21 protein-coding genes are annotated in these 23,743 nt (G+C 61.4%); 11 read left to right on the top strand and 10 right to left on the bottom strand.

Translation table 11 applies throughout. The annotated features are described in order from the left end of the window. Positions 1–216: 216 nt before the first annotated feature. From ACXX81_RS22250 to ACXX81_RS22225, 6 genes are all read left to right on the top strand, one after another. On the top strand, positions 217–969 hold the full coding sequence (locus ACXX81_RS22250; protein WP_209986817.1) for a gluconate 2-dehydrogenase subunit 3 family protein: 753 nt from the start codon (positions 217–219) through the stop codon (positions 967–969). Positions 970–971: 2 nt separating this feature from the next. Further along, on the top strand, positions 972–2,756 hold the full coding sequence (locus tag ACXX81_RS22245) for a GMC family oxidoreductase (RefSeq protein ID WP_209986820.1): 1,785 nt from the start codon (positions 972–974) through the stop codon (positions 2,754–2,756). A gap of 12 nt (positions 2,757–2,768) precedes the next feature. Continuing rightward, entirely contained in the window at positions 2,769–4,067 is a 1,299-nt protein-coding gene (locus ACXX81_RS22240) for a c-type cytochrome (protein WP_458572410.1), read from the top strand. 70 nt (positions 4,068–4,137) lie between these two features. Continuing rightward, positions 4,138–5,196, top strand: a complete 1,059-nt coding sequence (locus tag ACXX81_RS22235) for a PA0069 family radical SAM protein (protein ID WP_458572409.1) — start codon at positions 4,138–4,140, stop codon at positions 5,194–5,196. 229 nt (positions 5,197–5,425) lie between these two features. Next, entirely contained in the window at positions 5,426–6,157 is a 732-nt protein-coding gene (locus ACXX81_RS22230; RefSeq protein WP_003233703.1) for a carbonic anhydrase, read from the top strand. Positions 6,158–6,242: 85 nt separating this feature from the next. After that, positions 6,243–7,784, top strand: a complete 1,542-nt coding sequence (locus ACXX81_RS22225) for a SulP family inorganic anion transporter (RefSeq protein ID WP_209986831.1) — start codon at positions 6,243–6,245, stop codon at positions 7,782–7,784. Positions 7,785–8,122: 338 nt separating this feature from the next. On the opposite strand, the gene ACXX81_RS22220 is transcribed toward ACXX81_RS22225, so the two are convergent. Continuing rightward, complete coding sequence (locus tag ACXX81_RS22220; RefSeq protein WP_209986834.1) at positions 8,123–8,770, bottom strand: hypothetical protein; 648 nt, start codon at positions 8,768–8,770, stop codon at positions 8,123–8,125. A 273-nt stretch (positions 8,771–9,043) separates the two neighbouring features. On the opposite strand from ACXX81_RS22220, the gene ACXX81_RS22215 reads away from it, so the two are divergent. Then, the gene (locus tag ACXX81_RS22215) at positions 9,044–9,595 is read left to right on the top strand and encodes a cytochrome c oxidase assembly protein (RefSeq protein ID WP_322212241.1); all 552 of its coding nucleotides are present in this window, start codon (positions 9,044–9,046) and stop codon (positions 9,593–9,595) included. Between the two features lie 165 nt (positions 9,596–9,760). Further along, positions 9,761–10,396, top strand: coding sequence for an SCO family protein (locus ACXX81_RS22210; RefSeq protein ID WP_458572408.1), 636 nt, complete (start codon positions 9,761–9,763; stop codon positions 10,394–10,396). A gap of 149 nt (positions 10,397–10,545) precedes the next feature. Here ACXX81_RS22210 and ACXX81_RS22205 read toward each other — a convergent pair whose 3' ends face one another. Genes ACXX81_RS22205 through ACXX81_RS22195 form a run of 3 tightly spaced genes read right to left on the bottom strand, consistent with a single transcriptional unit; the run spans position 10,546 to position 13,049 of the window. Then, positions 10,546–11,316: a MetQ/NlpA family ABC transporter substrate-binding protein gene (locus tag ACXX81_RS22205; RefSeq protein ID WP_057006190.1), complete on the bottom strand. Its 771-nt coding sequence runs from the start codon at positions 11,314–11,316 to the stop codon at positions 10,546–10,548. A gap of 51 nt (positions 11,317–11,367) precedes the next feature. Continuing rightward, positions 11,368–12,042: a methionine ABC transporter permease gene (locus ACXX81_RS22200; protein ID WP_209986847.1), complete on the bottom strand. Its 675-nt coding sequence runs from the start codon at positions 12,040–12,042 to the stop codon at positions 11,368–11,370. Beyond that, positions 12,042–13,049, bottom strand: a complete 1,008-nt coding sequence (locus tag ACXX81_RS22195; protein ID WP_057006188.1) for a methionine ABC transporter ATP-binding protein — start codon at positions 13,047–13,049, stop codon at positions 12,042–12,044. The genes ACXX81_RS22200 and ACXX81_RS22195 overlap by 1 nt, the downstream gene beginning before the upstream one ends. Before the next feature lie 265 nt (positions 13,050–13,314). On the opposite strand from ACXX81_RS22195, the gene katE reads away from it, so the two are divergent. Then, positions 13,315–15,456, top strand: coding sequence for a catalase HPII (gene katE, locus ACXX81_RS22190; RefSeq protein WP_458572407.1), 2,142 nt, complete (start codon positions 13,315–13,317; stop codon positions 15,454–15,456). Between the two features lie 96 nt (positions 15,457–15,552). Here the strand turns inward: katE and ACXX81_RS22185 are convergent, their stop codons facing one another. The 4 genes from ACXX81_RS22185 to zur are packed head-to-tail and all read right to left on the bottom strand — an operon-like array spanning position 15,553 to position 18,358. Next, the gene (locus tag ACXX81_RS22185) at positions 15,553–16,272 is read right to left on the bottom strand and encodes a PA5502 family lipoprotein (protein ID WP_209986852.1); all 720 of its coding nucleotides are present in this window, start codon (positions 16,270–16,272) and stop codon (positions 15,553–15,555) included. A 37-nt stretch (positions 16,273–16,309) separates the two neighbouring features. Next, positions 16,310–17,098 carry a zinc ABC transporter permease subunit ZnuB gene (gene znuB / locus ACXX81_RS22180; protein ID WP_209986854.1) on the bottom strand — a complete coding sequence of 263 codons (789 nt, stop codon included), beginning with the start codon at positions 17,096–17,098 and terminating at the stop codon, positions 16,310–16,312. Beyond that, complete coding sequence (gene znuC / locus ACXX81_RS22175) at positions 17,091–17,876, bottom strand: zinc ABC transporter ATP-binding protein ZnuC (protein ID WP_003233726.1); 786 nt, start codon at positions 17,874–17,876, stop codon at positions 17,091–17,093. Before znuC ends, znuB begins: the two co-directional genes overlap by 8 nt. After that, positions 17,876–18,358 carry a zinc uptake transcriptional repressor Zur gene (gene zur, locus ACXX81_RS22170; RefSeq protein ID WP_003233728.1) on the bottom strand — a complete coding sequence of 161 codons (483 nt, stop codon included), beginning with the start codon at positions 18,356–18,358 and terminating at the stop codon, positions 17,876–17,878. Before zur ends, znuC begins: the two co-directional genes overlap by 1 nt. A gap of 58 nt (positions 18,359–18,416) precedes the next feature. Between zur and ACXX81_RS22165 the strand changes: the two genes are divergently transcribed. Continuing rightward, positions 18,417–19,346, top strand: coding sequence for a zinc ABC transporter substrate-binding protein (locus ACXX81_RS22165; protein ID WP_458572406.1), 930 nt, complete (start codon positions 18,417–18,419; stop codon positions 19,344–19,346). A 127-nt stretch (positions 19,347–19,473) separates the two neighbouring features. Here ACXX81_RS22165 and ACXX81_RS22160 read toward each other — a convergent pair whose 3' ends face one another. Next, positions 19,474–20,427: a homoserine kinase gene (locus tag ACXX81_RS22160; RefSeq protein ID WP_458572405.1), complete on the bottom strand. Its 954-nt coding sequence runs from the start codon at positions 20,425–20,427 to the stop codon at positions 19,474–19,476. Between the two features lie 55 nt (positions 20,428–20,482). Then, positions 20,483–20,773 (bottom strand): DUF2782 domain-containing protein, encoded by a 291-nt coding sequence (locus tag ACXX81_RS22155; RefSeq protein WP_003187366.1) that lies wholly within the window; start codon positions 20,771–20,773, stop codon positions 20,483–20,485. 74 nt (positions 20,774–20,847) lie between these two features. Here ACXX81_RS22155 and polA point away from each other — a divergent pair, with 74 nt between their 5' ends. Then, the gene (polA, locus tag ACXX81_RS22150; RefSeq protein WP_209986865.1) at positions 20,848–23,631 is read left to right on the top strand and encodes a DNA polymerase I; all 2,784 of its coding nucleotides are present in this window, start codon (positions 20,848–20,850) and stop codon (positions 23,629–23,631) included. Positions 23,632–23,743 lie beyond the last annotated feature (112 nt).

Here is a 23,743-nt window from a genome sequence, read left to right as displayed (position 1 = left end):
CTGTGGGAGGCGGCTTGCCCCCGATGGCGGTGGATCAGCTGAAAGACAGGCTGACTGACACGACGCTATCGGGAGCAAGCCCCCTCCCACATTTTTTTGTTCGGCGCTTAACGAGGTCTACGGATGCTTAGCCTGCTATCATTTGTAACCAATGATTGCCCGAGCCGCTCTCCAGAAGCGGTGGCCAAACCCGTGACCACATGATGAGGTGCACCCATGTCTGATCAAGATCAAGACAACCCCCGGCGTGATTTTTTGCGCAAATCCTTGACCTTGATCCCGGTGGTCACGGTTGCCAGTACCGGCCTTGGCGGCTCGATGCTGATGGCCACGCCCGAGCCCGTGCAGGCCGCGTCTGCCAAGTCTGTAGCCAGCGATAAAGCCTACGAGCCGAGTTATTTCACGGCCGAAGAGTGGGCGTTTATCAACGCCGCCGTCGAGCGCCTGATTCCCGCCGATGCGCAGGGTCCAGGTGCTTTGGAAGCCGGTGCGCCGGAATACATCGACCGCCAGATGAACACGCCTTACGCCAGCGGAGCCCTGTGGTTCATGCAAGGCCCATTCAATGCCGACGCCGCGCCGGAGATGGGCTGGCAGAGCAAGTTGGTGCCCCGGGAGATCTATCGCCTGGGCATTGCCGCCACGGATGCCTGGTCGAAGGCGTTCAACGGTAAAGCTTTTGCTGCGCAAGACAGCGCTACCCGAGACGATATGCTTCGGCGCCTCGAAGCAGGCGGCGGTGAAGTGTCTGCGCATTTTGAGGCGGTGCCGCCAAAGATGTTCTTCAACCTGCTGCTGCAAAACACCAAGGAAGGGTTTTTCTGCGACCCGATCCACGGCGGCAATAAAGGCATGGTCGGCTGGACCATGATCGGCTTCCCCGGCGCCCGCGCCGACTTCATGGATTGGGTGGAACGCAACGAGCAATACCCCTTCCCGGCTGTTTCCATCCGTGGCGAGAGGGCATAAACGTGGCGACCATCATGAAGAAAGTCGATGCAGTGATCGTCGGCTTCGGCTGGACCGGTGCAATCATGGCCAAGGAACTGACGGAAGCGGGCCTGAACGTGGTAGCGCTGGAGCGCGGCCCGATGCAGGACACTTACCCGGACGGCAACTATCCCCAGGTCATCGACGAACTGACCTACAGCGTGCGTAAAAAACTCTTCCAGGACATTTCCAAGGAGACGGTGACCATTCGCCACAGCGTGAATGACGTCGCCCTGCCCAACCGCCAGCTTGGCGCCTTCCTGCCAGGCAACGGCGTCGGCGGTGCGGGCCTGCACTGGTCGGGCGTGCATTTTCGCGTCGACCCCATCGAGTTGCGCATGCGCAGCCATTACGAGGAGCGCTACGGCAAACACTTCATTCCCAAGGACATGACCATCCAGGATTTCGGCGTCAGCTACGAAGAGCTGGAGCCGTTTTTCGATTATGCGGAGAAAGTCTTCGGCACCTCCGGCCAGGCCTGGACCGTCAACGGTCAGTTGGTGGGCGAAGGGCGTGGCGGCAACCCGTATGCGCCGGACCGCTCCAATCCGTTCCCGTTGCAATCGCAGAAAAACACCGTCTCCGCACAGCTGTTTCAGAAAGCGGCTGCCGAGGTCGGTTACAAGCCCTACAACCTGCCGTCGGCCAATACCTCGGGGCCTTACACCAACCCCTACGGCGCGCAGATGGGGCCGTGCAACTTCTGCGGATTCTGTAGCGGCTACGTCTGCTACATGTATTCCAAGGCATCGCCAAACGTGAACATCCTGCCGGCGTTGCGCCAGGTGCCCAACTTCGAGCTGCGGCCCAATTCCCACGTGCTCAAGGTCAATCTCGACAGCACCAAAAGCAAAGCCACCGGCGTGACCTACATCGACGCCCAGGGCCGCGAATGCGAGCAGCCGGCGGACCTGGTGATCCTCGGCGCCTTCCAGTTCCACAACGTGCGGCTGATGCTGCTGTCGGGCATCGGCAAGCCCTACGACCCGATCACCAACGAGGGCGTGGTGGGCCGCAACTTCGCCTACCAGAACATGGCCACCATCAAGGCGTTTTTCGACAAGGACACCCACACCAATAACTTTATCGGTGCGGGTGGCAATGGCGTGGCCATTGATGATTTCAACGCGGACAACTTCGACCATGGCCCCCATGGTTTTGTCGGCGGCTCGCCGATGTGGGTCAACCAGGCGGGCAGCCGGCCGATTGCCGGCACGTCCAACCCCCCGGGCACTCCGGCCTGGGGCAGTGCGTGGAAGCGCGCTACCGCCGATTACTATACCCATCAGGTGTCGATGGATGCTCACGGCGCCCATCAATCCTACCGAGGCAACTACCTCGATCTGGACCCGGTGTACCGCGATGCCTACGGCCTGCCCTTGCTGCGGATGACGTTCGACTGGCAGGAAAACGACATCAAGATGAACCGCTTCATGGTCGAGAAAATGAGCAAGGTCGCCGAAGCGATGAACCCCAAGTCGATTGCCCTGCTCGGCAAGAAAGTCGGCGAGCATTTCAATACGGCGGCCTACCAGACCACCCACCTCAACGGCGGCGCGATCATGGGCACCGACCCGAAGACCAGCGCGTTGAACCGCTATTTGCAGAGCTGGGATGTACACAATGTGTTTGTCCCCGGTGCGTCCGCTTTCCCACAAGGTCTGGGCTACAACCCTACCGGCCTGGTGGCCGCGTTGACCTACTGGTCGGCCCGGGCGATCCGCGAGCAGTACCTGAAAAACCCCGGCCCGTTGGTTCAGGCATAAGGAGCGATGACCATGAAAGCATTTGTTATCGCGACCCTGGCGCTGTTCAGCAGTTGCTCGGTGAGCGCTGCCGAAACCGATCTGATCAAGCAGGGCGAATACCTGGCCCGTGCCGGTGACTGCGTGGCCTGCCACACCGCCAGGGACGGCAAGCCGTTCGCCGGCGGGCTGCCGATGGAAACGCCCATCGGCATGATCTATTCCACCAACATCACCCCGGATAAAACAGGCCTGGGCGACTACAGCTTCGAAGACTTCGACAAGGCCGTACGCCATGGCGTCGCCAAGAGCGGTAGTACGCTGTACCCGGCGATGCCCTACCCGTCTTACGCGCGTGTCAGCGAAAGCGACATGCAGGCGTTGTACGCGTATTTCATGAAAGGCGTGGAGCCGGTGGCCCAGGAAAACCGCGACAGCGACATTCCCTGGCCCCTGAGCATGCGCTGGCCATTGGCGGCGTGGCGCTGGATGTTTGCGCCTGAGGTGGCGGATTACCAGGCGCCGGCGGGTGCCGATCCGGTGATCAGCCGTGGCGCCTATCTGGTGGAAGGCCTCGGCCACTGCGGCGCGTGCCATACGCCGCGTGCGCTGACCATGCAGGAAAAAGCCCTGAGCGCTGCCGATGGCAACGCGTTCCTGTCCGGCAGCGCGCCGCTGGAAGGCTGGATCGCCAAGAGCCTGCGCGGCGATCACAAGGACGGCCTCGGCAGCTGGAGCGAAGAGCAACTGGTGCAGTTTCTCAAGACCGGTCGCAGTGACCGCAGCGCGGTGTTTGGCGGCATGAGTGACGTTGTCGTCCACAGCATGCAGTACATGTCTGAAGACGACCTGACCGCTATCGCCCGTTACCTCAAGAGCCTGCCTGCGGTCGATCCCAAGGACCAGCCGCATCAGTACGATAAACAGGTGGCCGAGGCGCTGTGGAAGGGCGATGACAGTAAGCCGGGCGCGTCGGTGTACATCGACAATTGCGCGGCTTGCCACCGTACCGATGGCCATGGCTACACGCGGGTGTTCCCTGCGCTGGCAGGCAATCCGGTGCTGCAGACGGCGGATGCCACGTCGTTGATCAACATCGTGTTGAACGGCGGTACGTTGCCAGCCACCCACGCGGCGCCATCGACCTTCACCATGCCGGCGTTTGCCTGGCGTTTGTCGGATCAGGAAGTGGCGGACGTTGTCAGTTTCATTCGTGGCAGCTGGGGCAATAAAGGCACGCCGATCAGCGCCAGCGAGGTGGCCGACCTGCGCAAGAGCGATATGCGCAGCACCTCGGGCGATGACCTGGGGCAGGTCACGCAAAAGCACTGACCGCCGGACGGCACTGGTCATAACGCTTGTGTCTCGATACTGTACATAAAAACAGTATCGAGGCATTTTCATGACGACTGCGCTGCCACCCCGTGGCCGGGGCACGGCCACCAATCTGCACAACCGCTTTGCGCCCACCGTCAGCGTGGCTGAAGACGACGGCTGGCATCAGGAAGTGCCGCAGACCCAGGGCACCGAAGTGCGCATCGAAACGGCCAAAACCATCATCACGCGCAACAACTCGCCGGATCTGCCGTTTGATCGTTCGATCAACCCGTATCGCGGCTGCGAGCATGGCTGCATCTACTGCTATGCGCGGCCCAGCCATGCCTATTGGGACATGTCGCCGGGGCTGGATTTCGAAACCCGCCTGATCGCCAAGAGCAATGCCGCCGAGGTACTCGAGCAGCAACTGTCCAGGCCCGGCTATATGTGTGCGCCGATCAACCTGGGTTCCAATACCGACCCGTACCAACCCATCGAGCGCGAGTACAAAATCACCCGGCAAACCCTGGAAGTGCTGCTGCGCTATCGGCACCCGGTGACCATCATCACCAAAGGCTCACTGATACTGCGCGACCTCGACCTGCTCACCGAACTGGCCCGGCAACGGCTGGTGGCGGTGATGATCAGCCTCACCAGTCTGGACGACGAACTCAAGCGCATCCTCGAACCGCGCGCGGCGGCGCCCAAGGCGCGTTTGCGGGCCATTCGCGTGATGCGTGAGGCAGGCATTCCGGTGGGTGTGCTGTGCTCGCCGATGATTCCGATGATCAACGACAGCGAGCTGGAAAACCTGCTCACCGAAGCCCACGCTGCCGGGGCGCAAAGTGCGGCCTACATGATGCTGCGCCTGCCGCTGGAGGTGGCGCCGCTGTTCGAGGAGTGGCTGGCGGCACATTACCCGCAGCGCGCGGCCCACGTGATGAGCCTGGTGCGCCAGGTGCGCGGGGGTGAGGTGTACGACAGTCGGTTCGGCGTGCGCATGCGTGGCGAGGGGCCCTTTGCAGACCTGTTGGCACAGCGGTTCAGCAAGGCGCTCAAGCGCCTGGGCCTGGATCGTCGGGAGGGGTATAACCTCGATTGCACGGCGTTCTGTCCACCGGGTAGACAGATGGCACTGTTATAGACTGATCCGGTGAGGTACATCGTTACTGTAGGAATAGTCGCGTTTTGATATCAATGAAACCCTTGATCTAGAGCGGTTCATTCAGCTTGAGTTAAGTTTCGATGGTTACCTTGTTCAGCGAGTGACCAATGAGTCGGTGACCTGGTTTGTGGCAATTGCACAACTATTTCACGGCTCTGGCGTCGAACTGAGCTGAACCCTGCCCCTGCATAAAGTATGAGGATGAATCATGAGTGATAACGATAAACAGCCGTTGGCTGCGTCGGCTTCAGCCCCTCAAGTGGCGGAGTCCGCCGATGCAGCGCTGCAGCACATCGTTGATGGTTTTTTGCATTTCCATCACGACGTCTTCCCCCAGCAGGAAGAATTGTTCAAGAAACTCGCCACGGCCCAGAGCCCACGTGCGATGTTCATTACCTGTGCCGATTCGCGCATCGTGCCCGAGCTGATTACCCAAAGCTCCCCTGGCGACCTGTTCGTGACCCGTAACGTCGGCAACGTGGTTCCGCCCTATGGCCAGATGAACGGCGGCGTATCCACCGCCATCGAGTACGCGGTACTCGCCCTGGGCGTGCAGCACATCATCGTGTGCGGCCACTCCGACTGCGGCGCCATGCGCGCAGTGCTCAACCCCCAGAGCCTGGAGAAGATGCCGACGGTCAAGGCCTGGCTGCGGCATGCCGAGGTCGCCAAGACCATGGTCCATGACAACTGCGACTGCGCCAATGAAGGCGAAAGCATGCAGGTGCTGACCGAAGAAAACGTCATCGCCCAGTTGCAGCATTTGCGCACCCACCCGTCCGTGGCTTCGCGCATGGCCAATGGCCAATTGTTTATCCACGGCTGGATCTACAACATCGAGACCAGCGAGATCCGCGCCTACGACGCGGATCAGTCGGCATTCCGACCGTTGGGCGGTGAAGGTCCGATTCCGTCCGCGACGCCTAAAGCGCGCTTCTAACACACTTCCCTGCCGGGTAAAGCGGTGGCTGCCATGGATGCAGCCAGGCTTTACCGCGCCCGGCGAATGCCTCGGGAGAGTCATCATGCGTGCTGCTCAATTGAAAGCTGTATTGCCACGGGAGCTGCTCGCTTCCGTGGTTGTGTTTCTGGTCGCCCTGCCCCTGTGCATGGGGATCGCGATCGCGTCCGGCATGCCGCCGGCCAAGGGCCTGATCACCGGGATCATCGGCGGGTTGGTGGTGGGCTGGCTGGCGGGGTCGCCGCTGCAGGTCAGCGGCCCGGCGGCGGGCCTTGCGGTGTTGGTGTTCGAGTTGGTGCGTCAGCACGGCATGCTGATGCTCGGGCCGATTCTGCTGCTGGCGGGCTTCCTGCAATTGGTGGCCGGGCGTTTACGCCTGGGCTGCTGGTTCCGCGTGACGGCGCCTGCAGTGGTGTACGGCATGCTCGCGGGTATCGGCGTATTGATTGTGCTGTCGCAGGTGCATGTGATGCTCGACGGTGCGCCCAAGCCTTCCGGGCTGGACAACCTCACGGGCTTCCCGGCGGCGCTGGTCGAAGCGATCCCGACGCTGGGCGGCGGCCTTGGCTGGCAGGCCGGTCTGCTGGGGCTGTCGACCATGCTGGTGATGTACCTGTGGGACAAATTGCGCCCGCAGAAACTGCGCTTTGTGCCCGGCGCTCTGCTCGGTGTGGGCCTGGCGACCGTGACCAGCCTGGTGCTGGCGTTGCAGGTCAAGCGCGTGGAAGTACCGGAAAACCTGGCGGACGCCATCGATTGGCTACGTCCCAGCGACCTGCTCAACCTGGCCGATCCGCAGCTGTTGATCGCGGCGTTCGCCGTGGCGTTCATCGCCAGCGCTGAGACCCTGCTGTCCGCCGCCGCGGTTGACCGTATGCACAGTGGGCAGCGCTCGGACTTCGACAAGGAATTGTCTGCTCAAGGTGTAGGCAACATGCTCTGCGGTCTGGTCGGCGCCCTGCCGATGACCGGCGTGATCGTGCGCAGCTCGGCCAACGTCCAGGCCGGCGCCACCACGCGGCTGTCGGCGATGTTCCATGGCCTGTGGCTACTGGGCTTCGTGCTGCTGCTGTCGAGCGTGCTGCAAAGTATTCCCGTGGCGAGCTTGGCCGGCGTGCTGGTATACACCGGGATCAAGCTGGTGGACATCAAGGCGTTCAAGGCGTTGGGGCGCTATGGGCGGATGCCGATGTTCACCTACGCGGCCACGGCCCTGGCGATCATTTTCACCGACTTGCTGACGGGCGTGCTGGTGGGCTTCGGTCTGACATTGCTCAAGCTCGCGTTCAAGGCCTCACGCTTGAAAGTCAGCCTGATCGACCTGCCGCAGGACGCCGAGATGGAGCTGCGCCTGACCGGTGCGGCGACCTTCCTGAAGGTACCGGCGCTGACCCAGGTGCTGTCGACGGTACCGGCGGGGACCACCGTGCATGTGCCGCTCAATAACCTGAGCTACATCGACCATTCATGCCTGGAGTTGCTGGAGGAATGGGGCCGCGCAAATGCGGCGAAGGGCTCGAAGCTGGTGATTGAGGCGCGAGGGCTGAAGCGTCGTCTGGAAGGGCGGATAAGGACCACAACCGGGATTGGATCCGCCCCGGCTTGAACACCTGGGTGGCTCCGCCAAGGTGAGAGGGCTTGTTGTGGCAAGCCCTAATCCCGTTCAGTTAAGGAAAATGTGTGGGCTTATTGTGGCGAGCGGGCTTGCCCCGCGTTGGGGTGCGAAGCGCCCCCAATCGAGCAAAACGCGGTGTACCTGATACGGCTCAGCGCCTGGCTTTGGGGCTGCTGCGCAGCCCAACGCAGGACAAGCCTGCTCGCCACAAGGGTGTGGTTGACTGCTCATGGGCAGTGTGAAATTTCAGGCTTTAACATCAACACGTTATTTTTGTTTGCTTAGAAGGCGTTTGCGCCCTCCCGCATTTGATCTTTTGGCTGTGCAGATCAGGCAGGCTGATCCAAGGCCAGTTCAACGCCCAACTGCCGTGAAAGGCACGGCCAGCGCTTCCACGCAGCTTCGGTGTTCGGGCTTCTCAGCTTTTCCCGGTAGCGCTCTACCGACTCCAGCGCAAAACTCTCTTCGTTGAGCATTTCATCCACCGCCAGGTGTACCGCCTCGTCCAACTGGTTGGCGAAGGCTTCGCCGATCAATTGGTGGGCAATCAGGTTGGCCACGGTGGTATCCGCCGGTATCAACGGCTGACCGAAATGCTTGATATACAGATCGTTTACTTCTTCCACCAGGCGATGCGCCAGGTAGGCCTCATCGAGCAAACTTTCCAGGCCCTCGTGCCCGGCGAGGATTGACGGTGGCTGCAGGAAAAAATGCTCGGCGATCTTCAGTACCGGTTTGATCTGGCTTTCGATACCGGCTGCGCGGGCCACGTCATTGGCGGCGTCCAGCAGGTCCGGGACGAGGTCGATGTAGGCCGTGACGAAGCGTGTCATGACCCCGTTGCGATCACGTTCAGCCAGGGAAATGGCCGAGTGCAGGTGCGGCAATTGTTTTTCCAGTTGCAGGGCCAGTTGGCCCGTGCTGGCTTCGTGGTGATGGGCACGGGAAATCTGCTCGCGCAATGCGGCGGTGTTCATGGTGGCTCCAGTCAAGCAGGTGTAGGAAAGAGGAGAAGTTAGCCCGTTTATCCGAGCGCCTAAGATGCATTTGTCATAATTACTTCATGGTTATGCGCGTGCGCTATATCCCAGCGCAAATTTTAGTCGCAAAAACGTTTCCGCTCCTGACTTTATCGGGTGGGACTGATCGTTTTTCACTGATTTTCCCGGCTACATCACGAGTTTACGAACGCTGCCTATACTCGACGGTGTCCTGGACTGTGTGGCCCTTGCGGATACTGGGTGGGTGTTATGGCTGAATCTGTTCCGCTCAAACGGTTTATTGCGCGCGTGCTAATCCTCGCGGTGGCGATGTTCGCTTTCAGCTTTGCTCTGGTGCCCATCTACGATGCGCTGTCCAGCGCGTTCGGCCTCAACGACGGGACCACCGGGCAATACAGGGGATCGCAGGTGGTGGACTCGATGCGCCAGGTGCGGGTGCAGTTTCAGTCCACCAATGCCGCCAATATGGCGTGGGATTTTCATGCCAAGGCCAGTGAGGTCGTGGTCCATCCAGGCGCCGTCAGCGAGATGCTGTTCGTGGCCTACAACCCCACCGACAAACCCATGACCGCCCAGGCGGTGCCGAGCATTTCCCCGGCGCAAGCCGCGCCGTACTTCCACAAGACCGAGTGCTTCTGTTTCACCCAGCAAGTGCTGCAACCCGGCGAGCGCATAGAAATGCCGGTACGTTTCATCGTCGACCGCGACATGCCCCGGGATGTGACGCATATAACGCTGGCTTACACGTTGTTCGATATCACTGCTCACTCATCGCCTGTAGCCCTGCGTGGCGAGGGCTAGCTACTGTTTGCCCCCTCCATAACGGAGGCCAATACATGCTCAATCATGATACGTACTACATAACCTGAAGCAGCATTACACCCAGCTGCTTCTCCTGCTTTACACTCCGGCACCTGTTGCTGTCGTTTATCGCCCTGCTCATAAACCACTCCTACTGTTGACCCTATGACTCGAACTCAAAAAACTGTCTTCATGCTGATTGCCCTGGTGGCGTTGATCCTGGGCCTGATCGTTAACAAGGCGATCTCGGGAAGGGGTCAGGTTGACTCTGTGGCGTTGATCGACGCAGGCATCATCCTGCTGCCGCAAAGCCGCCCACTGCCGCCAGTGACCCTGCAAGATCAGAACGGCCAGCCAGTGGTGATCAACGAGTTGAAAGGCAAGTGGAGCCTGCTGTTCTTCGGCTACACCTTCTGCCCGGATATCTGCCCCACTACCCTCGCCCAGTTACGCCAAATCAAGAGTGAGTTGCCCAGGGAGGCTGTGGATAAGTTGCAGGTGATTCTGGTCAGTGTCGACCCGCATCGCGACATTCCGGCGCAGCTCAAGCAGTATTTGGGTTACTTCGATCCGCAGTTCCGCGGCCTGACCGGTGCGACTGTGGATGATGTTCAGAAGGTGTCGAATGCCGTGAGCATCCCCTTCATACCAGCTGACACCAGCAAGCCCAACTACACCGTCGACCACAGTGGCAACCTCGCGATTATCGGGCCGGACGGCACCCAGCGCGGGTTTATCCGCGCGCCGTTGAACAACCAGAAGCTGGTGGCACAGTTGCCGGGATTATTGCTGCGCAAGTAAGGCCGGCACAAAAAAAGTGGGAGGGGGCTTGCTGCCGATAGCGGTGAGTCAGTCGACCTATCAGTTGACTGAAGCGCTGCTATCGGGAGCAAGCCCCCTCCCACTTTTTTGACCTCCATCAGGTTGGAGGTCGCAGATTTACGGACGAATCAGAACGCTGGCTTGATCGCACCCTTGTATTTCTCTTCGATGAATTGCTTCACTTCAGGGGTGTGCAACGCGGCTACCAGCTTTTTCACGGCGTCCGAGTCCTTGTTGTCTTCGCGGGTCACCAGGATGTTCACGTAAGGCGAGTCGCTGCCTTCGATCACCAGCGCGTCCTTGGAAGGGTCCAGCTTGGCTTCCAGGGCGTAGTTGGTGTTGATCAGCGCCAGGTCAACCTGGGTCAGCACGCGCGGCAGGGTGGCGGCTTCGAGTTCGCGGAATTTCAGGTTTTTCGGGTTGCCGGTGATGTCCTTGATGGTCGACAGGATGTTGGTCGGGTCCTTCAGGGTAATCAGGCCGTTTTTGGCCAGCAGCAACAGGGCGCGGCCGCCGTTGGTGGCGTCGTTGGGGATGACCACGTTGGCGCCGTCCGGCAGCTCGTCGAGCTTCTTGTACTTGCTGGAGTATGCGCCCAGAGGTTCCAGGTGCACGCCGCCAACGCTCACCAGGTGAGTGCCCTTGGCCTTGTTGAACTCATCCAGGTACGGCTGGTGCTGGAAGAAGTTGGCGTCCAGGCGTTTTTCTGCCACCTGCACGTTGGGCTGCACGTAGTCGGTGAAGACCTTGACCTGCAGGTCCACGCCTTCTTTGGCCAGGGCAGGCTTCACGAACTCGAGGATTTCCGCGTGTGGCACCGGCGAGGCTGCAACGGTGAGGGTTTCGGCGTGGGCGGAAAACGCCGCAACGGCGGCAAAAGCGACCAGTAGTTTTTTCATGCAGCAAGCTCCTTGTTCGGTTAATTGCCGGCTTCTGGCCGGCAATGGCCGTTATTTTCGAGAAAAATGCACCACCAGTCGATCGCCGACGGTTTGCAGGATTTGCACCAGAATCAACAGCATTACCACGGTGACCACCATCACGTCGGTCTGGAAGCGCTGGTAACCAAAACGGATCGCCAGGTCACCCAGGCCACCGGCCCCGACCACACCGGCCATGGCCGTGTAGGACACCAGTGTAATCGCCGTCACCGTAATCGCTGCAAAGATGCCGGGCCGTGCCTCGGGCAGCAATGCGTTGGTGATGATCTGGCGAGTGCTGGCGCCCATGGACTGGGTGGCTTCGATGATGCCGCGGTCCACTTCACGCAGGGCGGTTTCCACCAGCCGCGCGAAGAACGGCGTGGCACCGACCACCAGCGGCGGGATCGCACCCGCCACGCCCAGGGACGTGCCCGTGATCAACACGGTGAACGGAATCATCACGATCAACAAAATGATAAAGGGCAGCGAGCGCAGCATGTTCACGATCAACGACAGCAGCGCGTACAGGCCTTTCTGCTCGAACAGCTGACGCGGGCTGGTCAGGAACAGCAGCACGCCCAGCGGCAGGCCCAGCAGCACGGTAAAGAACAGCGAACCGAACAGCATGGTCATGGTGTCGCCCGTGGCGAGCCAGATCTCGGACCAGTCGATATTGGCGAAGAAACTCAGGAAAACGTCCATCAGCGCAGCACCTCCATATGGACATCGGCAGCGGTAAATCGCGCAAATGCCGCGTCCATGTCACCGCCGGTGACGGCCAGGGTCAGTTGCCCGTAAGGGATATCTTTGATGCGGTCGATCCGACCGGCGAGGATGCTGTAGTCCACCCCCGTTTCGCGGGCGACGGTGCCCAGCAATGGCGCGTAGGTCGCTTCGCCCTGGAATGTCAGGCGCACGATGCGGCCTGGCACGTGGGCGAAATCATCGCGCTGCTCGCTTTCGTCGATCTGGTCGGCTTCCTGCACGAAACGCTTGGTGGTCGGGTGCTTGGGGTGCAGGAACACCTCGGCCACCGAGCCTTGTTCGACGATGACGCCGGCGTCCATTACGGCCACCTGGTCGCACACGCGCCGGATCACGTCCATTTCATGGGTGATCAGCACGATGGTCAGCTTCAGCTCGCGGTTGATCTCGGCCAGCAGTTGCAACACCGACGCCGTGGTTTGCGGGTCGAGGGCGCTGGTGGCTTCGTCGCACAGCAGAATTTTTGGCTTGGTCGCCAGGGCGCGGGCGATGCCGACGCGCTGTTTCTGGCCGCCGGACAGCTGCGCCGGGTATTTTTTGGCGTGGTCCGACAGGCCCACGCGGGCAAGCAACTCGGCCACGCGCAGGTCGATGGCCTTGCGCGACAACTCGCCGGCCAGGGTCAGCGGCAGTGCCACGTTGTCGGCGACGGTCTTGGACGCCAGCAGGTTGAAGTGCTGGAAAATCATCCCGACCTGCTGACGGAAGCGGCGCAGGCCGTTGGCATCCAGTGCGGTGACTTCTTCGCCGTCGACCGTGATCTGCCCGCCACTCGGTTCTTCGAGGCGGTTGATCAGGCGCAGCAGCGTACTTTTACCCGCACCCGAATGGCCGATGAGGCCGAACACCTGGCCGTTTTCGACGCGCAGGCTGGTGGGGTGCAGGGCGGGGATATCCCTACCGGCGACGCGGTAGGTTTTATGGACGTTTTGAAACTCGATCACGTAGCGAACCTTGTGGGGCGCATGGAAAAGGGATCAGCGGTTAGCCGGGCGCGCATTTTAGCCTGTCCGTATAGTCTTTCTTAGCATTTATTTCGCATTCAACCAGCGATTTGGCAATAACGCGATCAAAGGTCATAAAAAAGGAACGGCCCAAAACCTCATCAGTCACTACTTAAGCAACTCGATTTCCCAGGTGCCGTGCCTGGGGTTTTGCTCAAAAGAGCCGGGGAACGCTCTGGCCACTTTGAATAAGGAGTTTTGACTGATGAGTAACAAGAAGCCAGCCACCCCGCCGAAGAGTGAACTCGCGGGCACCGATACCCTTGACCGTGGCAACACCAACGCCAAATTGCAGGCCCTGGAAGAATTCCGTTCCGACGCGACCGGCCAGGCGCTGCGCACCAACCAGGGCGTGAAAATTTCCGACAACCAGAACAGCTTGAAGGTGGGCGCTCGCGGCCCCTCGCTGCTCGAAGATTTCATCATGCGTGAAAAGATCACGCACTTTGACCATGAGCGCATTCCAGAGCGCATCGTGCATGCCCGTGGTACCGGCGCCCATGGTTACTTCCAGACTTACGAAGACCACTCTGCGCTTAGCAAGGCTGGTTTCCTGCGTATGCCGGAGCATAAAACGCCGGTATTCGCGCGCTTCTCCACCGTGCAGGGCCCGCGCGGCTCCGGCGATACGGTGCGTGACGTGCGTGGTTTTGCCGTGAAGTTCTTCACCGAGGAAGGCAACTTCGATTTGGTGGGCAACAACATGCCGGTGTTTTTCATTCAGGACGCGATCAAATTTCCTGACTTTGTGCATGCCGTAAAACCTGAGCCGCACAACGAGATTCCTACTGGCGGTTCGGCCCACGATACCTTTTGGGACTTCGTGTCGCTGCAACCGGAATCGGCGCACATGGTGATCTGGGCCATGTCCGACCGTGCGATTCCAAAAAGCCTGCGTGCCATGCAGGGTTTTGGCGTGCACACCTTCCGTTTGATCAACACCGAAGGCAAGTCGAGCTTCGTCAAGTTTCACTGGCGGCCAAAGGTTGGCACCTGCTCCCTGGTGTGGGACGAAGCGCAGAAGTTGGCCGGTAAAGACACCGACTACCACCGTCGCGACCTGTGGGAAGCGATTGAGAGCGGCGACTACCCTGAGTGGGAGCTGGGCGTTCAGATCGTTGCAGAAGAAGACGAGCATAACTTCGACTTCGACCTGCTTGACCCGACCAAGATCATCCCCGAAGAGCTGGTGCCGATCACCCCGCTCGGCAAGATGGTGCTTAACCGCAACCCGGACAACTTCTTCGCCGAGGTCGAGCAGGTTGCGTTCTGCCCAGGCCACATCGTGCCGGGTATCGATTTCACCAACGACCCGCTGCTGCAAGGCCGTCTGTTTTCCTACACGGATACGCAGATCAGCCGACTGGGCGGACCGAACTTTCACGAGATCCCGATCAACCGTCCGGTTGCGCCGTTCCATAATGGCCAGCGCGACGCGCAGCACCGCACCGTGATCGACAAGGGCCGCGCCGCCTACGAGCCGAACTCCATCGACGGCGGCTGGCCGAAAGAAACACCGGCAGGCCCGACTGACGGTGGTTTCGAAACCTATTACGAGCGTGTCGACGCCAACAAGGTGCGTGAGCGCAGTGAGTCGTTCGGCGATCACTTCTCCCAGGCCACCCTGTTTTTCAACAGCATGAGCCACCACGAGAAAGAGCACATCATCGCGGCCTACAGCTTCGAGTTGGGCAAGGTCGAGCGCGAGTACATCCGTGCCCGTCAGGTCAACGAGATCCTCGCCAACATCGACCTGGAACTGGCCAAGCGCGTTGCGCAGAACCTGGGCCTGCCGGCGCCGGCCAAAGGCACCGTGCCTGTGCGTGAGACCTCGGTGAAAAAATCGCCGGCCTTGAGCCAGGTGAACCTGCTGTCGGGTGATATCAAGACGCGCAAAGTGGCGATTCTGGCGGCCAATGGTGTGGACGGCGCAGCGATTGATGCGATGAAAAAAGCGCTGGAGGCAGAAGGTGCCCACGCCAAGTTGCTGGGGCCGACTTCGGCGCCGGTGACGACGGCAGATGGCAAGGCGCTGCCGGTGGATGCGTCGATGGAAGGCATGCCGTCGATTGCCTTTGACGCGGTGTTTATCCCGGGCGGTAAAGCTTCGGTGGACGCGCTGAGCGGTGACGGTGTGGCGCTGCACTATGTGTTGGAGGCGTACAAGCACCTGAAGGCGATTGCGGTCGCCAATGACGTGAAGCCGCTGTTGGATCTGCTGAAGCTGGAGGCGGACGAGGGGCTGATCGTGGGCGCGGATGCGAAGGCGTTCAAGGCGTTCTTTGCGGCGATTGCCGAGCATCGGGTCTGGGATCGTGAGGCCAAGGCCAAGGCAATTCCGGCTTAACTTATTGGTTGTTTCTTAAACCGCAATCGGGAGCAAGCCCCCTCCCACCCCTGGAATGCGTTCCAGGGGTGGGAGGGGGCTTGCTCCCGATTTGCGTTAGTCCGCCTTGCGCGGAATCAGCACAACCTGCGCCGGAATGTGTTTCAGGATCTGGCGGTGGATCTTCAGCTCATACCCCGAATCAATCCGCTTCACCCGTTTGGTCAGTAATGTGGCCAGCCACGGGTAATCCTCGGTGCGCGGCGCCTGGATGCTCACGTCGCACTGGTAATTCACCACATCGGTGGCAATCGCATCCAGTTGATGGCGCAGGGCTTCGATATCGGTGAGGTTCAACGCCACCGTGGTGCTGGGCGCCGCCGGGTCGATGACCTTGGCGGGCGGCTTGGCTTCGGCGGCTTTCAAGGCGGCCTCGGCTTTGTCCAGCTCGGCTTTGCGCGCATGGCTGATCGCACTGTTGACGCCGCCGGTGAGGGCCGGCGCCTTGGGCATCAGCGCACGGGCACGGCTCAGGGCGGTGGCGGCAGCGTTGACGTCGCCCTTTTGCAGGACGATCTGGCTGCGCTGCAGGTAGGCTTCGGCCAACTGGCGTTGGTAAGCCTCCAGCGCCGGGTCATTGGGTGTTTGTGCCTGCAAGGCCGCCAGTTGGTCCTCGGCGGTTGCCAGCTCGCTGCTGGCCAGGTTTTGCTCCAGCTGCGCGATGGCCGCAGCGCGAGCGTCCGGCGTCGCGAGGGCGGCGGGCGGTGTGCTTTGACAGGCGCCCAGCAGCAGGGAAAATGCGGCAAGGAGCAGATAACGGGAGGTGAACGGCTTCATTCCTGCGACTCTCTAATTGCGCAAAAAGCGAGCAAGTCTACACCCCTCGACGGGGCAGGACAAAACTCAGCAGAAACAGGGCCGCGGCCGCGACCACAATCGATGGCCCGGCCGGCGTGTCCTTGAACCAGGACAACGCCAGGCCCCCACAGACGGCAAGCATCCCCAACAGGCTGGCGCCGATTGCCATCTGCTCCGGAGAGCGGGCGTGGCGCTGGGCGGCGGCGGCGGGAATGATCAGCAGCGAGGTGATCAACAATACGCCGACAATCTTCATCGCGACAGCAATCACCACCGCGATCAACAACATCAGGGCCATGCGCAGGGCCGGCACCGGCAAGCCTTCGACCTTGGCCAGCTCCTCGTGCACGGTAATCGCCAGCAGCGGGCGCCACAGCGTCACCAGGAGCATCAGCACGGCAGCGCTGCCGCCGAGGATCCACGCAAGGTCGGTCGGGCTGATCGCCAGCAGGTCGCCGAACAGGTAGGCCATCAGGTCGATGCGCACTTCATGCATGAAGCTCAGCACCACCAGGCCCAGGGACAAGGTGCTCGGCGCCAGGATGCCCAGCAGGGTGTCGGAGGCCAGCGGCTGGCGCTGTTGCAGGGTTACCAGCAGCACCGCCAGCAGCAGGCAGCCCACGGTGACGGCGATGGTCGGGCTCACATCCAGCAAAAAGCCCATGGCCACGCCGAGTAGGGCGGCGTGGGACAAGGTGTCGCCAAAATACGCCATGCGCCGCCACACCACGAACGAGCCCAGCGGGCCCGCCACCAATGCCAGAGCCAAGCCTGCCAGCAGGGCGTAGAGCAGAAAATCAGCCATGCTTGCAGCTATCTCCGTGAACATGCACGTGGGGTGCAGAAGGGTCGTCGACCACGGCGCCATGCAGGTCGTGGGCGTGGTCGTGATGGTGGTGATAGATCGCCAGGCTCTGCGCGTTCTTGCCGAACAGCTCGACAAAGGCCGGGTCGCCGCTGACCTGTTCCGGGTGGCCGGAGCAGCACACGTGGCGGTTGAGGCACACCACCTGGTCGGTGGTGCTCATCACCAGATGCAGGTCGTGGGACACCATCAGCACGCCGCAGCCATGGCGGTCGCGCAGGCGGGTGATCAGGCTGTACAGCTCGGCCTGGCCGGCCACGTCGACGCCTTGCACGGGCTCATCGAGCACCAGCAGTTCGGGCTCGCGCAGCAGGGCGCGGGCCAGCAGCACGCGCTGCATTTCGCCGCCGGAGATGCTTTGCACCGGGCTGTCGATCACCTGCTCGGCGCCGACTTCCTTGAGCGCCGCCTGGGCGCGGGCGCGGTCAACGCCGGGCACCAGGCGCAAAAAGCGCAGCACGGATAACGGCAAGGTCGGATCGACGTGCAATTTTTGCGGCATGTAGCCCACGCGCAGCTTGGGCTTGCGCCACACGCTACCGGTGTCGGGCTTGAGCAGGCCGAGCACGGCGCGCACCAGGGTGGTCTTGCCGGCGCCGTTGGGGCCGATCAGGGTGACGATCTGCCGTGGCTGGACACTCAGGGCGATGTTATCCAGCACGGTTTGCCCGGCGAACGTGACCCCGACCTGCTCCAGGCGGATTAACGCGTTGCTCATCAAGCCCCCTGGCAGCCCGAGCACAGGCCGACCACTTCGACCGTTTGCCCTTCGACCTGAAAGCCCACCTCGGCAGAACTCTTGATGATCGCGTCGCTGATGCTTTTTTGTTCAAGCTCGATGGCGGCGTGGCACTCGCGGCAGATCAGGAACTGGCCCTGGTGCGCGTGTTCGGGGTGGTTGCAGCCGACGAAGGCGTTGAGCGAGGCGATGCGGTGCACCAGGCCGTTTTCCAGCAGGAAATCCAGCGCGCGATACACGGTAGGCGGCGCGGCGCGACGGCCGTCCTGTTCGCTAAGCACGCCGAGAATGTCGTAGGCGCCCAGCGGCTTGTGGCTTTGCCACACCAGTTCCAGCACGCGGCGACGCAGGGCAGTCAGGCGCAAACCCTTTTGCGCGCACAGGGTGTCGGCTTCCGCCAGTGCGGTGTGCACGCAGTGAGAATGGTCGTGGGGACGGCTGGCAAGCGGTGTTTTAGGCATGAGCGGCGACAGACATTTGATAGAGACGTTATTATGTTACCCGTTCCTACGCCATTGAGTGGTCATCGTGTCCCGACTTTTTCCAGTTTTTGTCATATTTATCGCCAGTTTTTTCGTTGCGGGGGCCGCTCAGGCCGAGGTCAAGGTGCTGACCAGCATCAAGCCGTTGCAGCTGATTGCCGCCGCTGTGCAGGACGGCGTGGCGGTCCCCGAGGTGTTGTTGCCGCCGGGTGCGTCGCCGCATAACTTCGCGTTGCGCCCATCCGACGTACGGCGCGTGCAGTCGGTGGACCTGCTGTATTGGATCGGTCCGGACATGGAAAGCTTCCTGCCGCGCGTGCTCAAGGGCCGCAGCGCGCCAACGGTGGCGGTGCAGGACCTGCCTGGCATGAAACTGCGTCGCTTCGCCGAAGATAGCCACTCTCACGCCGACGATGCCGACGAGCATGACCACGATCACCGTCCGGGCAGCCTGGATGCGCACGTGTGGCTGTCCACGGTCAATGCGCGAGTGATCGCAGCGCGCATGGCGGCGGACCTGAGTGCCGCCGACCCGCAGAACGCTGGCCGTTATGAGAGCAACATGAAGGCTTTCGACGAGCGTCTGGACGCACTGGATGCGCGCCTGAAAAAGCGCGTGGCAGGGATCGCCGGCAAACCTTATTTCGTGTTCCACGAAGCCTTCGATTACTTCGAAGAGGCTTACGGGCTCAAGCATGCCGGCGTGTTCAGCGTTGCCGCCGAAGTGCAACCGGGCGCCCAGCATGTCGCGGCAATGCGCACGCGTCTGCAGGAAGTGGGCAAGACCTGTGTGTTCAGCGAGCCGCCGCTGCGCCCGCGTCTGGCTGAAACCCTGGTGGCGGGTCTGCCGGTAAAACTGGCGGAGCTGGATGCGCTGGGCGGTTATACACCGGCCACCGCTAATGGCTACGAGCAAGTGCTGGACAAGCTGGGTAACGACCTGGCGGGCTGCCTGGAGTCGCTCTAAGACCAAGCGAAGATCAAGTGTGAGAGGGGGCTTGCTCCCGATGACAGTGTGCCAGGCATGCATAAGTTGCCTGATACGCCGCTATCGGGAGCAAGCCCCCTCCCACATTTTTTGATCCGGTAAGGCTTCAGAGGGCGAACGGCAGGTGGACGCTGACCCGCTGGCGTTGCGCCAGGCGGTGTTCGAACTCCGCTGGATCGTGAATCAGCACATCCTGCCCGGCAAACGACTCAGCAGCAATCAGGCGCGACAGCCAGAACCGTACGCACGCCACCCGCAGCATCGTCGGCCACAGTTCGGCTTCCTTCGCGGTAAACGGTCGTAGCCCCGCGTAGGCGCCCAGCAACGCACGGGCCCGCGGCCCATCGATTGCGCCTTCTGCGTTCGAGCACCAGTCATTCAGCGCAATCGCGACGTCATACAGCATCGGCCCGGAGCAGGCGTTGTAGAAGTCGATCAGGCCGGTCAGGTGGGTGCCTTCGAACATCGCGTTGTCGCGGAACAGGTCGCCATGGAGGTTGGCGCGCGGCAGGGCCAGGATGTCGGCCTTGTGCGCCTGGATCTCGGCCAGCGCGTCCTGCAGCAGGCTTTGCTGCGCGGCGTTCAAGTGCGAAACAATCTGTGCACCTTCACCGAGCATCCAGTCCAGCCCGCGGTCGGTCTTGCGTTCCAGCACCTTGTCGCCCTGGGTGGCCTGGTGCAGATGGCCGAGCAGTTCGCCGACCTGGGCGCAATGCTGCGCATTGGCGTGCGTGATGTGCTTGCCGGCCAGGCGCGGTTGCAGCAGCGCCGGTTTGCCGGCCAGCTCGCGCAAGGCGACGCCGTCGGTGGTGCGCAGCGCGTAGGGCACCGGCAGGTCGGCGTCGTGCAGTACGTCGAGCAGCTCGATGAAAAACGGCATTTCTGCCACAGGGCCGCGCTCAACCAGGGTCAGGACGAACTCGCCCTGTTCCAGGCTGATGAAGAAATTGGTGTTTTCGCTACCAGCGGCAATCCCCTGGAAGTCGAGCAGGCGGCCGAGCCCGTAGGGCGCGAGAAAGGTTTCCAGCTCGGGCCGAGCCAGGGGGGTAAACACAGACATGGGTAAACTGCCGTTACGGACGCTGCGAATTGCAGCGTCGATTAAAGTGGGGAAATCATTTCCATTCGAAGATCTTCCATGACGGAATCAGCATATCCGGCTGGTCAGAGCGGATGAAGTTCGCGTCGGTTCCGTCCGCGCGCACCAGAAAATACGGCGGTGCACCTTTGGGCGTGACCTTGATCGCATACAGAAAGCCATTCTGGCGGTACTCCTGGATGGTCTTGTCGCCTTCCGTGCGAATGGTCACTTCCGGGTCGGCCGACGGCGCATCGTCTGCCGCCATGGCAGCCATCGGAGCGAGTGCAATCAGGCCAGTCAACAGCAGGCGATTGAATGTACGCATGATAACCTTGTCCCTTTGTTTTCATTGGTCCGGCTATTCTAGCGCCTGACCCGCCGAAAAGGTTGATCCTGCTCATGAGCCAAGCGCCCCTCGTCCTGGTGGACGGTTCTTCTTATCTGTACCGCGCCTTCCATGCACTGCCACCGCTGACCACCTCCAAAGGCCTGCCGACCGGCGCGGTCAAGGGCGTGCTGAACATGCTCAAGAGTCTGCGCCGGCAGTACCCGGACAGCCCGTTCGCGGTGGTTTTCGACGCCAAGGGTGGGACTTTTCGCGATGACATGTATGCCGATTACAAGGCCAATCGTCCGAGCATGCCCGATGACATGCGTCTGCAGATCGAGCCGCTGCACCAGAGTGTGATCGCTCTGGGCTTTCCGTTGCTGTGCGTCGAAGGCGTCGAAGCCGATGACGTGATCGGCACCCTCGCCCGCAGCAGCGCGGCCGCCAGCCGGCCGGTGGTGATTTCCACCGGTGACAAGGACATGGCGCAGTTGGTCGACGGGCACATTACCCTGGTCAACACCATGACCGGTAGCGCGATGGACGTAGAGGGCGTGAAGGAGAAATTTGGCGTCGCTCCGGAGCAGATCATCGACTATCTGGCATTGATGGGCGATTCGTCCGACAACATTCCCGGCGTGCCGGGTATTGGTCCCAAGACTGCCTCCGGCTTGTTGGTGGGCGTCAATGGCGGCCTCAAAGAGCTTTATGAGCAGTTGGACATTGTGCCGAGCCTGCCGATTCGCGGCGCCAAGACCCTGCGCGCCAAGCTGGAAGAGCACCGCGAGATGGCGTTCCTGTCGTACCGGTTGGCCACGATCAAGATCGATGTGCCGCTGGATATCGGCCTGGACGACCTGCACCTGATCGAACCGGACCGTGAAAAGCTGCTTGAGCTGTACACCCTGCTCGAGTTCAAGAGCTGGTACGACGAGATTCAGCGCGATGCCAAGCGCGTCGAGCTGAGCGCGGCGCCCGTGGCGGTCGAGGTGGTCGAGGCTGCACCCACGGCTCCCCTGGAAACGGCCTACACCACTATCCTCGACCAGCCGACCTTCGAGCTATGGTTGAAGAAGCTCCAGGATGCACCGTTGTTCGCGTTCGACACCGAAACCACCGGCATCGACGCGCAAAAAGCGCAATTGGTCGGGGTGTCCTTCGCCGTGCAGTCCCATGAAGCGGCCTACATCCCGCTGACCCACTCCTACATCGGCGTGCCGGACCAACTGGACCGTGACACCGTGCTGCTTGCCTTGAAACCGCTGCTGGAAGACCCGGCCAAACTCAAGGTCGGCCAGCACGCCAAGTTCGACATGAACATCCTCGCCAACTGCGCCATCGGCGGCGACCCGGCGCAAGGCATCACCGTGCGCGGCATTGCTTTCGACACCATGCTTGAGTCCTATGTGCTCAATGCCACCGTCACCCGGCACGACATGGACAGCCTGGCGAAGAAGTACCTGGACTACGACACCGTCAGTTTCCAGGACATCGCCGGTAAGGGCGCCAAGCAACTGACCTTTGACCAGATCGCACTGGAACAGGCCGGCCCGTACGCAGCCGAAGATGCCGACGTGACCTTGCGTCTGCACCAGGCGCTGCACGCGCAATTGGCCGCGATCCCGAGCCTGGCCAGCGTGCTGTCGGATATCGAAATTCCGTTGGTACCGGTGCTGGCGCGCATCGAGCGTCAGGGCGCGCTGGTGGACAAGGAGTTGCTGGGTATCCAGAGCATCGAATTGGGCCACAAGATGGTCGAACTGGAGCGCCAGGCATTCGAGATCGCCGGTGAGGAATTCAACCTGGGTTCTCCCAAACAGCTCGGCTCGATTCTCTACGACAAGCTCGGCATGCCGGTGCTGAAAAAGACCGGCAAGGGGCAGGCCTCGACGGCGGAAGAAGTGCTGGCCAAACTGGCCGAGGATGACTATCCGCTGCCCAAGGTGCTGATGCAGTACCGCAGCATGAGCAAGCTCAAAAGCACCTATACCGACCGCCTGCCGGAACAGATCAACCCGCGCACCGGGCGTATCCACACGTCTTATCACCAGGCGGTGACCGCGACCGGGCGCCTGTCTTCCAGCGACCCGAACCTGCAGAACATCCCGGTGCGCACCGCTGAGGGGCGGCGCATCCGCCAGGCGTTTGTCGCGCCCAAAGGTTACAAGCTGCTGGCAGCGGACTATTCGCAGATCGAGCTGCGCATCATGGCGCACCTGTCCAGGGACGAAGGCTTGATGAATGCCTTCCGTCACAATCTGGATGTGCACACCGCCACCGCGGCCGAGGTGTTCAAGGTGGAGTTGGGCGAGGTCACCTCCGACCAGCGCCGCAGTGCCAAGGCGATCAACTTCGGCCTGATCTATGGCATGGGCGCGCAGAAGCTGGGCAAGGACATTGGCGTCGATACCAAGACCGCCAAGGCCTATATCGACGTGTATTTCGCCCGCTATCCCGGGGTCCGCGAGTACATGGAGCGCACCCGCGCCCAGGCTGCCGACCAGGGCTACGTGGAAACTTTCTTCGGCCGCCGCCTGTATGTGCCGGATATCAATTCCAACAGACCCCAGGAACGCGCCGCCGCCGAGCGCACGGCGATCAACGCGCCGATGCAGGGCACCGCCGCCGATATCATCAAGAAAGCCATGGTGCGCGTGGATAACTGGCTGACCGACTCGGGTCTGGATGCCAAGGTGATTCTGCAGGTACACGATGAATTGGTGCTGGAGGTGCGTGAGGATCTGGTCGCCGAAGTCAGCGAGAGGATTCGTGAGCACATGAGCGCTGCCGCGCAACTGGACGTGCCCCTGCTGGTGGAAGTGGGTGTGGGCAACAACTGGGACGAAGCGCACTGACGGCGGGCGTTCGCCACCGGCAACGGGCGGTGGCACAGCGTTTGACGTGGGAAATAGCCTTCAGGTGTTTCACAGTTTTTCGAGCGGGCCGGAACTTAACCTGTGAATTGCT

The organism is Pseudomonas sp. GNP013 (assembly GCF_054343995.1).
Note: the sequence above shows the minus strand (reverse complement) of the source record. Positions and strands in the feature narration are given on the sequence as shown.

Excerpts from the sequence above, each read along its gene's own strand:
- ACXX81_RS22250 (WP_209986817.1), top strand. The coding sequence starts at position 217 with ATGTCTGATCAAGATCAAGACAACCCCCGGCGTGATTTTTTGCGCAAA.
- ACXX81_RS22240 (WP_458572410.1), top strand. The coding sequence starts at position 2,769 with ATGAAAGCATTTGTTATCGCGACCCTGGCGCTGTTCAGCAGTTGCTCG.
- ACXX81_RS22235 (WP_458572409.1), top strand. The coding sequence starts at position 4,138 with ATGACGACTGCGCTGCCACCCCGTGGCCGGGGCACGGCCACCAATCTG.
- ACXX81_RS22230 (WP_003233703.1), top strand. The coding sequence starts at position 5,426 with ATGAGTGATAACGATAAACAGCCGTTGGCTGCGTCGGCTTCAGCCCCT.
- ACXX81_RS22225 (WP_209986831.1), top strand. The coding sequence starts at position 6,243 with ATGCGTGCTGCTCAATTGAAAGCTGTATTGCCACGGGAGCTGCTCGCT.
- ACXX81_RS22220 (WP_209986834.1), bottom strand. The coding sequence starts at position 8,770 with ATGAACACCGCCGCATTGCGCGAGCAGATTTCCCGTGCCCATCACCAC.
- ACXX81_RS22215 (WP_322212241.1), top strand. The coding sequence starts at position 9,044 with ATGGCTGAATCTGTTCCGCTCAAACGGTTTATTGCGCGCGTGCTAATC.
- ACXX81_RS22210 (WP_458572408.1), top strand. The coding sequence starts at position 9,761 with ATGACTCGAACTCAAAAAACTGTCTTCATGCTGATTGCCCTGGTGGCG.
- ACXX81_RS22205 (WP_057006190.1), bottom strand. The coding sequence starts at position 11,316 with ATGAAAAAACTACTGGTCGCTTTTGCCGCCGTTGCGGCGTTTTCCGCC.
- ACXX81_RS22200 (WP_209986847.1), bottom strand. The coding sequence starts at position 12,042 with ATGGACGTTTTCCTGAGTTTCTTCGCCAATATCGACTGGTCCGAGATC.
- katE (WP_458572407.1), top strand. The coding sequence starts at position 13,315 with ATGAGTAACAAGAAGCCAGCCACCCCGCCGAAGAGTGAACTCGCGGGC.
- ACXX81_RS22185 (WP_209986852.1), bottom strand. The coding sequence starts at position 16,272 with ATGAAGCCGTTCACCTCCCGTTATCTGCTCCTTGCCGCATTTTCCCTG.
- znuB (WP_209986854.1), bottom strand. The coding sequence starts at position 17,098 with ATGGCTGATTTTCTGCTCTACGCCCTGCTGGCAGGCTTGGCTCTGGCA.
- znuC (WP_003233726.1), bottom strand. The coding sequence starts at position 17,876 with ATGAGCAACGCGTTAATCCGCCTGGAGCAGGTCGGGGTCACGTTCGCC.
- zur (WP_003233728.1), bottom strand. The coding sequence starts at position 18,358 with ATGCCTAAAACACCGCTTGCCAGCCGTCCCCACGACCATTCTCACTGC.
- ACXX81_RS22160 (WP_458572405.1), bottom strand. The coding sequence starts at position 20,427 with ATGTCTGTGTTTACCCCCCTGGCTCGGCCCGAGCTGGAAACCTTTCTC.
- ACXX81_RS22155 (WP_003187366.1), bottom strand. The coding sequence starts at position 20,773 with ATGCGTACATTCAATCGCCTGCTGTTGACTGGCCTGATTGCACTCGCT.
- polA (WP_209986865.1), top strand. The coding sequence starts at position 20,848 with ATGAGCCAAGCGCCCCTCGTCCTGGTGGACGGTTCTTCTTATCTGTAC.